The following is a 14,084-nucleotide window of genomic DNA, read 5'->3' as shown; positions in this document are numbered from 1 at the left end:
TCCTCTAGTACTGGAGGGGCTGACGCCGAGTCGCGCGGCTGACCAGCAGCGACACGAGGAACGAGAAGGCGAAGATGACCACGCCGATGGCCATGCCGTAGCCGTACGAGGAGTTCGTGTAGGCCTGCTGGTACATGTAGCTGAGCAGCACCTCGGAGGCACCGTCCGGTCCGCCGCCGGTCATCGCCCGGACCAGCACGAAGCTGAGGTTGACCGCGCTGAGGACGAAGAAGGTGAGTGTCGTGCGCAGGGTCTCCCAGATCAGCGGCAGGGTGATCGTGAAGAACTGCCGGCCGGCGCCGGCGCCGTCGAGCGCGGACGCCTCGTAGAGTTCCTCCGGGATGCTCGCCATGCTGGCCATGTAGATGACCATGTAGTAGCCGAGCGCCTGCCAGACCATCGCGATGGCGACCGACCAGAGAACCACACCCTGGTCACCGAGCCAGACCTGCTGCAGCCCGTCCAGCGACAGCAGCCGCAGCGTACCGTTGATCAAGCCGTTTTCCTGGTCGAAGACGGCCGAGAAAATGGCCGCGATGACCACGACCGACAGCACGTTCGGGATGTAGAGGATGAACCGGTAGAGGTTTCGGCCGCGCAGCTTCTGCCGGGTCATGATGGCCGCCAGCGAAAGGCCCAGGCCCATCGTCACGACGGTGACGATCACGAGCAACGCGACCGTGTTCTGGAAGGCGCGCAGGAACTGCTGGTCGTCGATCAGCTTGGTGAAGTTGTCCAAGCCGACGAAGCGCATTTTCGGGGAGAAGCCGCTCCACGTGTAGAGCGACATCCGGAAGACGCTCAGCGTGGGCCAGATCATGAAGAGCGCGAACAGCGCCAGCGCAGGCAGCAGGCAGGCGGCGACGAATCGGCCGTTGCCACGCCGCCGGCGGGTGACGGCGTGGCGCCGGCGCGCCGGGGGTTCGCTGGGTGCCTGCTCGGCGACGCCCGATGGTGGGGTGATGGTGGTTGTCACCGTGACCGGTCCTTGCCTCTAGCCGGGACGGGATGGCCGCAACGAACGGCCGGGAAGGACATTGGGGCGACCCGCACGAGCGGGCGCGGCGGCAGCCCAGCACCGGGGCTGCCGCCGCGTGCTCACTTGCCGGCCAGCCGCAGCTTCTCGCTGGCGTCGTTGAGCGCGGCCTGCCACTGCTCCACGGTCTTGTCGCCGCTGACGATGCTGTTGGCGGTGTCGAACAGGGTGGTCTTGATGCTCACGCCCTCGACCGGGGCGCTACTGGCGAAGCCGCCGACCAGCGCGGTGATGGCAGGGTCGTCGTAGAGCTTGTAGAAGTCGGCGATCTCGCCGGTCACGCTGGAAGCGATGCCCTTGATCGGCTGGATCGCGCTGGACTTTGCGAAGATCTTGGCGGCCTCGTCCGAGTACAGGTAGGCGATGAACTGCTTGGCGGCGTCCTTGTTGGCGGCGCCGCTCGGAATCCAGGACGACTCGATGATCGTGGTGAGGTGACGCTTGCCACCGGCGGTGACCGCCGGCAGCGGGGTCATCGCCCACGCGAAGCCCTTCGCCCGCGGCGCGTCCTTCATCTCGCCGACGACCCAGGTGCCGTTCGGCATGAACAGCGCCTTGTTGTCCAAAATCGACTGCTGGTTCTTGGTGAAGTCCTGCTCGTTGGCGTAGCCGACCGTGGTCTTCGCCGCGTAGCCCAGCAGCCTGGCGGTGATGTCCAGGGTCTGGCGTGCCTGCGGGGTCTGCCAGACGCCCTGCTGGTAGGTCATCACATTGTTGAAGAACTCCGTGCCGCCGACGTTGGCGAGCATCGCGTAGAAGTACGAGTCGAGGTACCCGGCGGTCGGGTAGGTGAACAGCGCGATGCCCTGCGCCTTGGCCTTCTCGCCGAGCGCGAACATCTCGTCCCAGGTGGCCGGGACCTGCCAGCCCTGCTGCGCGAAGAGGGCCTTGTTGTAGACCAGACCGGTCGGCGCGTAGAACATCGGCATGAGGTAGGTCTTGTCATCGCCGTACGGGTTGGTGCCGAGGCCGATGATCCCGTCGGCCAGCTTGGCCCGCACGGTGGTCTGCTCGCCGGGCACGGTCATGTCCAGCACGCCGGTCAGGTCCTCCAGCGCCTTGTCCTTGACCAGGGTCTCGGACAGGGCGGCCTTGCGGCCCTGGGGCAGCACCACGACGTCCGGGAACTTGCCGGCCTTCATGTTCGGGCTGATCTCGTCCTCGAGAGACTTCGAGATCTGCAGCTGCACGTCCAGGCCGGGGTTCTTGGCCTGGTACGCGGCGACGAGCTCGGTGTACATCTCACGGCCGTAGCCGCCTTCGAAGGCGGCAATCTTGAGGATCTTCTTGTCCCCGGCAGTGGCGTCGCCGCCTCCGGAACAGCCGGCGATCAGGCTCAGCGCCGTCGCCGCCGCGGCGGCGAGGACGAATGATCTTTTCATCATGAGTGGTCCTTCGTGGGCGAGCGCGCGTGGGTGAATTGGCCTGCGCCAAATCGCTCGGTCAGCCAGGCATTGTTACTGTGGCACCGATAACATGAGTAGTCAAGATCGATGCTGATGCGAAGGGACACGCTCCGTCCGGCAGCGGCGGCGGGCATGGCCGACGGGACGGGCCGGTCGGCCCGTCAGCAGGGCGGTGGTACGGCGGGTCAGCGGGCTGGCGGCGCCGTGGAGGCCCGGACCGTCAGGGTCGGCGGCTCGACGGCGGGCTCGACGGCGCCTGCGGAGCCGAGCAGCACGGCGACCGCGGCCGCGCCCGACCGGTAGAAGTCCTGCCGCACCGTGGTCAGCGGCGGGTGGCAGTAGGCCGCCAGGTCGATGTCGTCCACACCCACGATCGACACGTCCTCCGGCACCGACCGGCCCCGTTCACGCAACGCCTTGATCACTCCGAACGCCATCTCGTCGCTGGCCGCGAAGACCGCGGTGACCTCGGGGATCATCGCGAGGATCCGGCCCTGCCGGTAGCCCGACTCCGGCGACCAGTCGCCCTCCAGCGGCGGCGGCGCGTCGATACCGGCCTCAGCCAGGGCCTCCTGCCAGCCCTGCCGGCGCTGGCGCGCCTCGATCCACTCGTCCGGCCCGGCCACGTGCCAGACCTGACGGTGTCCCAGCTCCAGGAGGTGCTGCGTGGCGATCCGGCCGGCCTCGCGCTGGTCGATGCCGAGCACCTTGGCGCCAGTGGTCCGGGAGCCGTCCACCGTGACGGTGGGGATCTCCCGGGTGATGTCCTCCATCCGCTGGGTCACCGAGATCAGCGGCACCGCGATGACGATGCCGTCGACACCCTGGTCGGAGAGCTTGAACAGGGCCTTCTCCATCAGCGCCGGATCCAGCTCGGCGATGGTGGTGATGCTGACGGAGTAGCCCGCGGCGCGGGCCGCGGCCTCCACGCCGTCGGTCACCGCGGACCGCGAGAAGTAGCCGCCGGCCTGCAGCAGCACGAGCCCGAGCGTGAAGCTGCGACCCGAGGACAGCACCTTGGGGGCGCTGTTGTAGCGGTATCCGAGCTGGTCGACGGCGTCGAGCACCCGTCGGCGAGTCTCCGCGTTGACGTTCGGCGAGTCGCGCAGGGTCCGCGAGACCGTCTGCGCCGACACACCGGCAGCGCGTGCCACGTCAGCCATGCTCGGCTGCCTGTTATGCGTGATGGCCTCGGTCATGCTGTTCTGCCGCTCCTCAGACTCGGGGTGGCCTGATCATAGCGCCATTGTTTGCTATGGCATCGGTAACATAGGCTCACGCCATGATCGAGACGACCACGTCAGGCGTAGCGCCGGAGCCGGCGACCACGGTCTCCCCCACGCTCGGCTGGCATGACCGGCGGCTGCACAGGCGCGGCATCCCGCACCGCATCCTGTCCGGGGCCATGCACTACTTCCGCGTGCACCCCGACCTCTGGCACGACCGGATCCGGCGACTGGTCGACCTCGGGCTCAACACCGTCGACACGTACGTGGCCTGGAACTTCCACCAGCCGCGCGCGGACCGGGCGCCCCGGTTCGACGGCTGGCACGACGTCGAGGCGTTCATCGCGCTGGCCGGCGCCGAGGGCCTCGACGTGATCGTGCGGCCCGGCCCCTACATCTGCGCGGAATGGTCGAACGGCGGCCTGCCCGCCTGGCTCACCGCCCGCGACATGGCGTTGCGCAGCTCCGATCCGGCGTTCATCGGGTCCGTCGAAAGGTGGTTCGACGAGCTCATCCCCCGGATCGCCGGGCTGCAGGCGAGCGCCGGCGGGCCAGTCGTGGCGGTCCAGATCGAGAACGAGTACGGCAGCTACGGCGACGACCACGCCTACCTGCTCTGGAACCGGTCCGCCCTGCTCGCCCGCGGCATCACCGAGCTGCTGTTCACCGCCGACGGACCGACCGAGCTCATGCTCGACGCCGGCACGATCCCCGGCACGCTCGCCGCGATCACGCTCGGCTCGAAGCCCACGGCCGCCCGGGACCTGCTCCGGCGGCGCCGCCCCGATGAGCCGTTCGTGGTCGCCGAGTACTGGAACGGCTGGTTCGACCACTGGGGCGAACGGCATCACGTCCGCGGGGTGGACAGCGCGGCCGGCACCTTGGACGCCATCGTGGCCGATGGCGGCAGCGTGAGCATCTACATGGCACACGGCGGCACCAACTTCGGGCTGTGGGCGGGCGCCAACGCCGGCCAGGGCCGGGTCCAGCCCACCGTCACCAGTTACGACTCCGACGCCCCGATCGCCGAGGACGGCACGCTGACCGCCAAGTTCCACGCCATGCGGGCGGTGCTCGGCGCCACCGCGCCGGTGCGGGTACCCGAGCGGATGCCGGTGCTGCCCCCGGCCCGGGTGCCGCTGACGCACTGCGCCGATCTGCTCGCCGGGCTGTGCGCCGTGCCGGCGCTCACGGTGGACACCCCGCGGCCGGTCAGCTTCGAGCAGCTCGGACTGGACGCGGGCATGATGCTGCTCACCGCCCGGCCGAGGATCCCGGCCGGCGAGCACCGGATCGTCCTGAGCGACGTCCGGGACCGGGCGGTCGTGTTCGCCGACGGGGTGCCGCTCGGGATCGCCGACGCCGACAACCGCGAGCTGCCGATCCGCGGCACGGGGGCGGCCGTACGCCTGGAGATCCTGGTGGAGAACCTCGGCCGGATCAACTACGGGCCGCTGGTCGGGCAGCACAAGGGGCTGCTCGGGCCGGTGCTGGTCGACCGGCGGATCGTGCACGGCTGGACCAGCACGCCGATCGCGCTCCCCGAGTGGACGGCCGACGACCTGCTGCGGGCCACCGGAACCGGGCCGGCCCGCACCGAGGCCGGCTTCGCGGTCGCGACGGTCCGCGCCGACGAGCCGGCCGACACCTTTCTCGCCCTGCCCGGCTCGGTGCACGGCGTGGTCTGGGTCAACGGGTTCCTGCTCGGCCGGTACTGGGACATCGGCCCGCAGGTGACGCTCTACTGCCCGGCGCCACTGCTGCGGGCCGGGGAGAACACGGTGGTGGTGCTGGAGACCGACCGGCTCGGCCCGGTCCTGGAACTGCGTGACCGCCCGGAGCTGGGACCGGCCGAGGAGTACGTCGAGGAGTTCGACTGAGCGACGGCGGTCACAGCGCCTTGCGGAGCCACTCCTCCACCCCGGCGACGTGCACGGTCGCCCAGGACCGCGCCAGGTCGGGTTGACCCGACGCGATCGCGTCGACGATGGCCTGATGCTGCTCGCGGGTCCGGGCGACCGCGCCCTCCTGCGTGACACCGCGCCAGATCCGCGCCCGGGTGGTCGGCCCGGAGAGGCCCTCGAGCAGGGAGCACAGCACTGTGTTGCCGGAGCCCACCGCGACGAGCCGGTGGAACTCCAGGTCGTTCGCGACCAGCGCCTTGACGTCGAGGGTGTCACCGAGGCCGTCGAGCACGGCCTGCAGCTTGGCGACGTCCTCAGCGTTCATCCGCTGCGCGGCCAGCGCCGTGGCCGCCGGCTCCAGGATGCGCCGGACCTCCAGGAACTCGAGTACGGTGTCATCCTGGTGGAAGTCCACGACGAAGCCCAGCGTGTCCAGCAGCAGCTGCGGGGCGAGGCTTGTGACGTACGTGCCGTCGCCCTGCCGGACGTCCAGCACCCGGATGATCGACAGCGCCTTCACCGCCTCGCGCAGCGAGTTGCGCGACAGGCCGAGTCGCTGTGCGAGATCACCCTCCTTGGGCAGCCGGTCACCGGGGCCGAGCTCGCCGGACGTGATCATCGACTTGATCTTGCCGATCGCCTCGTCGGTAAGGGCCATCGCTGCCTCCGCGGAAAAGGTTCAGGGTACGGGCGTCGCCATGATGGCGCGGATCAGACCCGCAGGCCGTAGACGCGCGCCGCGGTGCCGCCGAGAATCGCCGTCCGGGCCGCCTCGGACAACGGTGCCAAGGCCTGCAGCAGTGCGGCCCGGACCCGGCCGTAGCTGGCAGCGAGCAGGCACACCGGCCAGTCCGAGCCGAACATGAGCCGGTCCGGCCCGAACCGCTCCAGCGCCTCCCGCGCGAAGGGGCGCAGGTCGTCGGTCCGCCACGAGGCCCAGTCCGCCTCGGTCACCAGGCCGGACACCTTGGCCGCGACGTTGGGTTGCTCGGCGAGCGCAGCAAACGGCCCGCGCCACCGGGCCAGCCCGGCCGCGCCCGCCCGGATTTCCGGCTTGCCGAGGTGATTCAGCACGAAGCGCAGCTGCGGCAGCGCGGCGGCCGCCCGGGCGGCGGACGGCAGCTGGTCGACCCGGACCACCAGATCGAAGGCGAGTCCCGCAGCCTCGACCGCCCGCAGTCCCGCCCGGACGTCCGGGCGGTCGAGGTGATCCGGATCCGGTTCGCCCTGGACCTGGCTGCGTACCCCGACCACCCGGTCACCGCCGGGCCGCCGCAGGTGCCGGGCCAGGCGGCCGGCGAGCGCCGGATCGGCCAGGTCGGCCCAGAGCACGACGCCGGCGATCTGCGGCGCCTCGACCGCCCACCGCAACAGGTCGTCGGACTCGGCCTCGTCGCAGCGGCCACCCTCGACCAGCACGGACCGGCCCACCCCGGCGGAGCGCAGCTGCGCCTGCAGCTGCGCGACGGTGAACTGGCGGTGGATCATCCGCATCCGGTCGTCGTCCAGCCAGGCGTACGCCTGCGGCACCTGCCAGAGGTGATGGTGGGCGTCGACAGTCAGCATGCCGGCTCCCTCTCGTGATCCGCGGACGGCAGCGGCGCGTCCGCGCGCAGCAGCCCCGCCGCCACCGTGTCGGCCCACAACGCCGCCGGTGGCGGACACCGGAACAGGGCCACGTTGCGGATCAGCTCCTCGGGCGTCTGCGCGCCCAGCAGCACGCAGGCGACCGCGGGATGGCCGCCGGCGAAGGCGAGCGCCGCCGCGGGCAGCGAACTGCCGTGCCGGGTGCAGACGCCGGCCAGCGCCCGCGCTCGCCGCAGCACGCCGTCGGACGCGGGGCCGTACTCGTACGGCAGGCCCTCGTGCGGGTCGGCGACGGCGAGCAGGCCGCTGTTGAACACCCCGGCGTTGATCACCTGGACGTTCCGGTCCAGGCAGGCCGGCAGCAACTCGTCCAGAGCCGGTTGCTCCAGCAGCGTGTACCGGCCGGCCAGCAGGATCGTGTCCACGTCGGTCTGCGTGACGAACCGCTGCAGGATGCCGGGGTCCTTCGACCCCACCCCGATCGTGCCCACCACGCCGGCCGCCCTCAGCTGAGCGAGAGCCGGGTACGCCTCGTCCAGCGCCGCCCGGTCGTGCCCCTCGGGGTCGTGCAGCAGCACCAGATCGACCCGGTCGAGCCCGAGCCGCTCCAGGCTCTGGTCGAGGGAGCGGCGGACGCCGTCGCGGCTGAAGTCGCGGACCCGCCGGTGGGTGGCGGGCACGACGAACCCCTCGGGATCCGGGCGGCGGGCGCCGGCCGGGTCGGGCACCAGCAGCCGGCCCACCTTGGTGCTGACCGTGTAGTCGTCCCGCGGCCGGCCGCGCAGCGCGCGGCCCAGCCTCTGCTCGGACAGTCCGAGCCCGTAGTGCGGCGCGGTGTCGAAGTAGCGGATGCCGGCCGTCCAGGCCGCCTCGACGGTGGCCGCGGCGACCTCGTCGGTGACCGCCCGGTACAGGTTGCCGAGCGCGGCGCAGCCAAGGCCGAGGCTGGTCCGGGTCACGGCAGCTCCCAGACCATCGGCAGCCCTCGGCCGTCGTCGTCGTAGTCGTCGGCCACCTCGAGCAGCTCCGCCATCCGCTGTTGCCAGACCTGGTTGGCCGGGTGGTCGCGCAGCGTTCGCCGCATGTGCGCCGGGTCCGCCACCCGGACCAGGTGGAACAGGTGCTGCCCGTCCCGCCAGATCCGCCAGCCGAGCACCCCGGCCTCGCGCAGCGCCCGGTCCAGCTCTTCCGGGATCACCGCGTGCACCTCGTCGTACCGTGCCTGCGCACCCGGCTTCAGGACAGTGTGCAGAGCGATCTCCACGGCCATCGTCAGTCCTGCGCCTTTCCGGTGGTGAGCCGGGCCAGCAGCAGCGCCACCAGGATGATCAGGCCGTAGATGGCCTGGATCCATTGTGCCGACACCCCGGCGAGGGTCAGGATGTTGTTGATCAGGCCGAGGACGATGACGCCGCACAGCGCGCCGAACAGGGTGCCTTTGCCGCCGTCCATGCTGATCCCGCCGATGACCGCCGCGGCGAACACCGTGAAGATCATGCCGTCGCCCTGGGCGGCGGCGACCGAGCCGAGCCGGCCGGTCATCAGCAGGCCGGCGAGGGCGGCGAGCACCCCGCCCACCACCAGGGCGCTCCAGATCACCCGGTCGGTACGGATGCCGGCCGCCCGGGCCGCGTCGACGTTGCCGCCGACCGCGTAGAGCGCCCGCCCCTGGCGTAGGTAGCGCAGGGTCGCGATGCCGGCGCCGAACAGCAGCCCGGCCAGCCAGATGGAGGCCGGCAGGCCCAGCCACACGGCGTTGCCGAGGTAGAGCACCGATGGCGGCAGCTCGAACAGGTTCTGCCCGCCGGTGATGCCGATCTGCAGACCGCGCAGCACGATCAGCATGCCGAGCGTCACGATGAACGCCGACAATCGCAGGCGCAGGATCAGCAGGCCGTTGAAGGCGCCGACCGCCGCACCGGCGAGCAGGCAGAGCGGGACCGCCAGCGCGGTGGCCCACTCGGTGCCGAGGCCGTTGCTGCCTGCCGGGATGACCAGAGCCACAGCCAGCGCGGGCGCCAGACCGACGACCGACTCCAGCGACAGATCGAACTTGCCGCTGATCAGGATGATCGCCTCGGCCAGTACGACCAGGGCCAGTTCGGTCTGCTGCTGCAGCACGTTGATGAGGTTGACCCGGGTGAGGAAGACGGGGTCGACGAGGGCGCCGACCAACAGCAGGACCAGGATGGCCGGTACCAGCGCCAGGTCCCGAAAGCGGGAGATGCGGACCACCCGGCCCGGTGCCGGAGCCACCGGCGTCATTGCGGTCATGGGGTTCCTTCCTCTGCGGCCAGCCCCTCGATCGCGGCGACCATCTCCGCGTCGTCCCAGCCGCGGTCCAGTTCGCGGCTCACCTCGCCGTGGTACATCACCAGCACCCGGTCGCAGGAGCGCAGATCGTCAAGTTCGTCGGAGACCAGCAGGACGCCGGTCCCGGAGGTCGCGACGTCCAGCACCGCGTCGAGCAGCGTCTCCTTGGAGCGCACGTCCACCCCGGTGGTGGGCGAGATGAGCACGAGCACGTCCGGCCCGGTCGACAGGGCGCGGGCCAGGACGACCTTCTGCGCGTTGCCGCCGGACAGGTTGCTCACCGGCTCGCCGGGATCGCTGGTCTTGATGTCGTACCGCGCGATCATGTCCGCCGCCACCTTGTCTCGGCGGGCGGGCAGGATCACCGAGGCGGGGCCGAGCCGGTCGCCGATCGGCATGGTGGCGTTCTCGGCCACCGACAGCAACGGCACCAGGCCCTCGCGATGGCGGTCCTGCGGCACCAGCCCGATGCCCGCGGCCCAGGCGGCCGGCACGTCCCCCGGCCGCACCGCCCGGTCCCGGACCCGGATCTCGCCGGTGTCCGCCCGGCGCAGGCCGGCCACCGTTTCGGCGAGCGCCACCTTGCCGCTGCTGCCCGAGCCGGTCACCCCGACCAGTTCCCCGGACCGCACGGCGAGCCGGACGCCGGAGTAGGAACCGGCCAGGCCGAGGTCGCGCACCTCGAGCGCCACCGGCGCGTCCGCCGGCACCGGCGGCCGGGCGGCCGGCGACATGCCGGCGGCCGCCTCGCCGGTCATCGCGTCGACCAGCGCCTCGCGGCTCAGCCCGGCGACCGGCCGAGTCAACACCCAGCGTGCGTCCCGCATCACGGTGACCGTGTCGCAGACATCGAACACCTCGTGCAGGTGATGCGAGATGAACAGCAGTGTCACCCCGGCCGCGGACAGCGCGCGCATCCGCTGGAACAACCGCTCGATCGCGTTGGCGTCCAGCCGGGCGGTCGGCTCGTCGAGGATGATGAACCGCGCGCCGGTGGACAGCGCGCGGGCGATCTCCACGAGTTGCTGCTGTTCCACGTCGAGCTCGCCGGCTGGCCGGGCCGGGTCGACCGCGAGCTCGAACTCGTCCAGCAGGTCGGCGGCCGCCCGGCGCAGGCCACGCCAGTTGATCCACGGCGCCCGGCCGCGCGGTCCGGCCTCCTCGTGCCGGTTGAGGAACAGGTTCTCCGCGACGCTGAGCTCCGGGATGACGGTGCTCTTCTGGTACACGCAGGCGACGCGCTGCCGCCACTGTCGACGGTCGGCCGTCGGAGGCGCCGGCCGGCCGTCGAAGTGCAGCGTGCCGCCGTCCGGGCGTTGCAGCCCGGTCAGGACGGACACCAGGGTGGACTTTCCGGCGCCGTTACGCCCGACCAGGGCATGTGTCGAGCCGGGCGCGATGGAGATCTGCGCGTCGGCCAGGGCGACTGTGGCGCCGAACCGCTTGCTGATGCCGGTCGCCTCGACGGCCGGGGTCACTTGCTGACCTGGTTGCCCCACAGCCCGGCGTCGTCGACGTTCTCGGCCGTGACGAGCGGGGCGGGGAGCTGGTCCTCGAGGACGCCGTTGCCGACGTCGACGATCGTGCTGTCGTGGTCGGTGGGGCCGGGCTGGAAGGTCCTGCCGTCGATCGCGGCCTTCGCGTAGAACAGCGCGTACTTGGCGTACAGGTCGGCGGGCTGCGAGACGGTGGCGTCGATCTCGCCCCTGCGGATCGCCTCGAACTCCTGCGGGATGCCGTCGTTGGAGACGATGAAGATGTGCTTCGGGTCGGTCGGCGGCACGAGCAGGCTCTTGGAGCGCAGCAGCTGCAGCGTCGGCGCGAGGAACACGCCGCCCGCCTGCATGTAGATGCCCATGATGTCCGGGTGTTGAGCGAGCCGGGTCTGGAGGGCGGCGGAGGCCTTGGTGCCTTCCCACTCGGTGGGCTCTTCGAAGATGGTGATGCCTGGGAACTTCGTCTTCATGCATTCGGCGAAGGCCTCGGAGCGGTCCCGGCCGTTGATCGACGACAAGGCTCCCTGGAACTCGATGACCTTGCCCTTGCCGCCGAGCTTCTGGCCGAGGAACTCGCACGCCTTCTGCCCGTACGCGCGGTTGTCGGCGCGCACCACCATGAAGACCTTGCCCTTGTCGGGGCGGGTGTCGACGGAGACCACCGGGATCTTCTTCTGTTCCAGCATGGCGAGCGTGGTGGCGATGGCGCCGGTGTCCTGCGGCGCCATGACGATCGCCTTGGCGCCCTGGCTGGCCAGGGCCTGGCTGTTGGCCACGAGCTTGGCCACGTCGTTCTGCGAGTTGGTCGGCGCCATCAGGTCGGCACCCACCTCCTCGGCGAAGGTGGGCACGTACTTGGCGTAGGAGTTCCAGAAGTCGGAGTCGGCCCGGGGCAGGTCGACACCGATCTGCGGCTTGTCCGAGTTGCCGGACGCGGCGTCCGGGGAGTCGGAGCCGCACGCGGCGGTGGTCAGCAGGGCAACGGTGGCCAGGGCGGCGCCCGTGGCGCGCAGGGACCGTCTCATGAGTTCCTCATTCGGGGTCGGGCGTGACGACGGGTGGAAGAGAGGCCGGCGGCAGCCGCAGATGCTGCATGCCGCCGTCGACGGCCAGCACGGTTCCGGTGGTGGCACCGGCGAGCGGGCTGGCCAGGTAGGCGATCGCGGTGGCCACCTCGGAGGCGGTGACCAGCCGTCCGTTGGGTTGCCGGGCGCGCAACGCGGTCAGCGTGGCGTCCGGATCGGCGGCCCCGGCCACCAGGCGGCGCACCCAGGGGCCGTCCACCGTGCCGGGGTTGACGCAGCAGACTCGGATACCGTCGCGGACATGGTCGGCGGCCATCGCGAGGGTCAGCGCCTGCAGGGCGCCCTTGCTCGCGCTGTAGAGCGCGCGGTCGGGCAGCCCGACGTGCGCGGCGACCGAGCAGGTGTTGACCACCGCGGCGTGCCGGGACCGGCGCAGGTGCGGCAGGGCGGCACGGGTCACACGCACCGCGCCGACCACGTTGACGTCCAGGACCCGGTGCCATTCGGCGTCGTCGTTGTCCGCGACGGTGCCGACCGCGCCGATGCCGGCGTTGTTCACCACGATGTCCAGCCCGCCGAACCGGTCGGCGATCCGGTGCACCGCCGTACGGACAGCCGCGTCGTCGGCGAGGTCGGCCACGAACGACGGCAGGTCCGGCGCGGCCACCCGGTCGAGGCAGGCGACCCGGGCGCCGCGCTCGGCCAGCAGGCGGGCGGTCTCGGCGCCGATGCCGGAGGCGGCGCCGGTCACCACGGCCGCCAGCCCGTCGAACTCGCGCACGGTCATCGAGCCACGCCCATCCACTGCGGACCGCCGGGGAACGCGTAGCGGGCCAGGGTCTCCGGTCGCATGGTGGCGCTGAAGCCCGGACGGAGCGGCGCCTGGTAGCGGCCGTCACGCACCCGTACCGGATCGACGAAGTGGTCGTGCAGATGATCCACGTACTCGATGACCCGGTCGTCCATGGCGCCGGAGACCGCGACGTAGTCGAACATCGACAGGTGCTGGACCAGCTCGCACAAGCCCACGCCGCCGGCGTGCGGGCACACCGGGACGCCGTACTTGGCGGCCAGCAGCAGGATGGCGATGTTCTCGTTGACACCGGCCACCCGGGCGGCGTCGAGCTGCAGGTAGGACATCCCGCCGAGCTGCAACAGCTGCTTGAAGATCACCCGGTTGGCGACGTGCTCGCCGGTGGCGACCGGCACCGGCGCGATCCGGCGGGCGATCTCGGCGTGTCCCACGACGTCGTCCGGGCTGGTCGGCTCCTCCACCCACCAGGGCGAGTACGGGGCGAGGGCGGCAACCCACGTCACCGCGGACTCCACGTCCCAGCGCTGGTTCGCGTCGACGGCGATCCGGAAGTCCGGCCCGCACACGTCCCGGGCGATACGCATCCGGCGCACATCGTCGTCCAGGTCGGCGCCCACCTTCAGCTTGATCTGGGTGAAGCCGTCCCGGACCGCCTCGGCGCACAGCCGGCGCAGCTTGTCGTCGCTGTAGCCGATCCATCCCGGCGAGGTGGTGTAGGCCGGATATCCCTCGGCCAGCAGCAGGCGCCGGCGTTCGGCGCGCCCGGGCACCTGCCGCCGGAGGATCTCCAGCGCCTCGGCCCGGGTGAGCGCGTCGGTCAGGTAACGGAAGTCGACGAGGTCGACCAGGTCCTCGGGCGACATCGCGGCCAGCATCTGCCACAGCGGCCGGCCGGCCGTCTTGGCCTTGAGGTCCCACAGCGCGTTGACCACCGCGGAGACCGCCATGTGCATGATCCCCTTCTCCGGGCCGAGCCAGCGCAGCTGTGAGTCGTGCACCAGCTCCCGCCAGAACCCGCCGAGGTCGTCGAGCACGTCGTTGACGTTGCGGTCGACGAGGTACGGCGCGAGGGCGTCGATGGCGGCACGCTGGACGTCGTTGCCGCGCCCGATGGTGAACGCGAACCCGTGGCCCTCCAGCCCGTCCGGGGCGTCGGTGCGCAGCACCACGTACGCCGCGGAGTAGTCGGGGTCGGGGTTCATGGCGTCCGAGCCGTCGAGCGCCGTGGAGGTCGGGAACCGGATGTCGTGGGTCTCCAGGGCCCGGAATCGCGGGAT

At 71.2% G+C, this 14,084-nt stretch carries 13 protein-coding genes; 1 reads left to right on the top strand and 12 read right to left on the bottom strand.

What is annotated here, in order from left to right; translation table 11 throughout:
- Positions 1-4 precede the first annotated feature (4 nt).
- The 3 genes from M8C11_RS00735 to M8C11_RS00725 all read right to left on the bottom strand — a co-directional run bounded on the left by M8C11_RS00735 (position 5) and on the right by M8C11_RS00725 (position 3,605).
- On the bottom strand, positions 5-976 hold the full coding sequence (locus tag M8C11_RS00735) for a carbohydrate ABC transporter permease (RefSeq protein WP_252447753.1): 972 nt from the start codon (positions 974-976) through the stop codon (positions 5-7).
- A gap of 122 nt (positions 977-1,098) precedes the next feature.
- Positions 1,099-2,421: a carbohydrate ABC transporter substrate-binding protein gene (locus tag M8C11_RS00730; RefSeq protein WP_252447752.1), complete on the bottom strand. Its 1,323-nt coding sequence runs from the start codon at positions 2,419-2,421 to the stop codon at positions 1,099-1,101.
- Between the two features lie 206 nt (positions 2,422-2,627).
- Complete coding sequence (locus tag M8C11_RS00725; protein WP_233585825.1) at positions 2,628-3,605, bottom strand: LacI family DNA-binding transcriptional regulator; 978 nt, start codon at positions 3,603-3,605, stop codon at positions 2,628-2,630.
- A gap of 119 nt (positions 3,606-3,724) precedes the next feature.
- On the opposite strand from M8C11_RS00725, the gene M8C11_RS00720 reads away from it, so the two are divergent.
- Entirely contained in the window at positions 3,725-5,548 is a 1,824-nt protein-coding gene (locus tag M8C11_RS00720; protein WP_252447751.1) for a beta-galactosidase, read from the top strand.
- A gap of 10 nt (positions 5,549-5,558) precedes the next feature.
- Here M8C11_RS00720 and M8C11_RS00715 read toward each other — a convergent pair whose 3' ends face one another.
- From M8C11_RS00715 to M8C11_RS00675, 9 genes are read right to left on the bottom strand one after another with little or no spacing between them, the layout of a single operon-like run.
- Positions 5,559-6,230: a FadR/GntR family transcriptional regulator gene (locus M8C11_RS00715; protein ID WP_121684865.1), complete on the bottom strand. Its 672-nt coding sequence runs from the start codon at positions 6,228-6,230 to the stop codon at positions 5,559-5,561.
- A gap of 53 nt (positions 6,231-6,283) precedes the next feature.
- Positions 6,284-7,138, bottom strand: coding sequence for an amidohydrolase (locus M8C11_RS00710; protein ID WP_252447750.1), 855 nt, complete (start codon positions 7,136-7,138; stop codon positions 6,284-6,286).
- Positions 7,132-8,118: an aldo/keto reductase gene (locus M8C11_RS00705; protein ID WP_252447749.1), complete on the bottom strand. Its 987-nt coding sequence runs from the start codon at positions 8,116-8,118 to the stop codon at positions 7,132-7,134. Before M8C11_RS00705 ends, M8C11_RS00710 begins: the two co-directional genes overlap by 7 nt.
- The gene (locus M8C11_RS00700) at positions 8,115-8,429 is read right to left on the bottom strand and encodes an L-rhamnose mutarotase (RefSeq protein WP_252447748.1); all 315 of its coding nucleotides are present in this window, start codon (positions 8,427-8,429) and stop codon (positions 8,115-8,117) included. Before M8C11_RS00700 ends, M8C11_RS00705 begins: the two co-directional genes overlap by 4 nt.
- A 2-nt stretch (positions 8,430-8,431) precedes the next feature.
- The gene (locus tag M8C11_RS00695; RefSeq protein ID WP_121684862.1) at positions 8,432-9,433 is read right to left on the bottom strand and encodes an ABC transporter permease; all 1,002 of its coding nucleotides are present in this window, start codon (positions 9,431-9,433) and stop codon (positions 8,432-8,434) included.
- Complete coding sequence (locus M8C11_RS00690) at positions 9,430-10,950, bottom strand: sugar ABC transporter ATP-binding protein (protein ID WP_252447747.1); 1,521 nt, start codon at positions 10,948-10,950, stop codon at positions 9,430-9,432. The genes M8C11_RS00695 and M8C11_RS00690 overlap by 4 nt, the downstream gene beginning before the upstream one ends.
- Positions 10,947-11,993 carry a sugar ABC transporter substrate-binding protein gene (locus tag M8C11_RS00685; RefSeq protein ID WP_252447746.1) on the bottom strand — a complete coding sequence of 349 codons (1,047 nt, stop codon included), beginning with the start codon at positions 11,991-11,993 and terminating at the stop codon, positions 10,947-10,949. Before M8C11_RS00685 ends, M8C11_RS00690 begins: the two co-directional genes overlap by 4 nt.
- A 7-nt stretch (positions 11,994-12,000) precedes the next feature.
- Positions 12,001-12,780: an SDR family NAD(P)-dependent oxidoreductase gene (locus tag M8C11_RS00680; protein ID WP_252447745.1), complete on the bottom strand. Its 780-nt coding sequence runs from the start codon at positions 12,778-12,780 to the stop codon at positions 12,001-12,003.
- Positions 12,777-14,084 (bottom strand): enolase C-terminal domain-like protein, encoded by a 1,308-nt coding sequence (locus tag M8C11_RS00675; RefSeq protein ID WP_374666832.1) that lies wholly within the window; start codon positions 14,082-14,084, stop codon positions 12,777-12,779. Before M8C11_RS00675 ends, M8C11_RS00680 begins: the two co-directional genes overlap by 4 nt.

It is taken from the genome of Micromonospora sp. CPM1, assembly GCF_023896895.1.
In the GTDB taxonomy this organism is placed as follows: domain Bacteria; phylum Actinomycetota; class Actinomycetes; order Mycobacteriales; family Micromonosporaceae; genus Micromonospora; species Micromonospora tulbaghiae.
The sequence above is the reverse complement of the archived record's forward strand: the minus strand, read 5'-3'. Positions and strand labels throughout refer to the sequence as shown.